Here is a 342-nt window from a genome sequence, read left to right on the forward strand (position 1 = left end):
TCCTGGAAGGATCGCAAACCGGTCGCTGCTGCGCTCAAGCAGGTTTACGACGCATTGGACGACACGGAAGCGGAGAAGGCCCTGACCGCATTCGAGCAAGGCCCCTGGGGCCAGAAATATGAGGCCATCGGCAAGGCCTGGCGCCGGGCCTGGCAGGAGGTCATCCCGTTCTTTGCCTTTCCGCGTGAGGTCAGGCGCATCCTCTATACGACAAATGCCATCGAGGCCCTGAATTCAAAGCTCCGACGCGCCGTCCGTGCCAGGGGGCATTTCCCCAATGACGAGGCTGCGCTGAAATTGCTGTTCCTGGTCTTGAACAGGGCCGAGAAAGAATGGAAGATG

1 protein-coding gene is annotated in these 342 nt (G+C 59.9%); it reads left to right on the plus strand.

Annotated features, from left to right (window positions below; all coding sequences use genetic code 11):
- The coding region (locus tag ACM9LZ_RS26065; protein WP_416622407.1) for a transposase at positions 1–342 on the plus strand (342 nt) is incomplete at both ends.

Source organism: Niveispirillum fermenti, from assembly GCF_048066175.1.
In the GTDB taxonomy this organism is placed as follows: Bacteria; Pseudomonadota; Alphaproteobacteria; order Azospirillales; family Azospirillaceae; genus Niveispirillum; species Niveispirillum fermenti.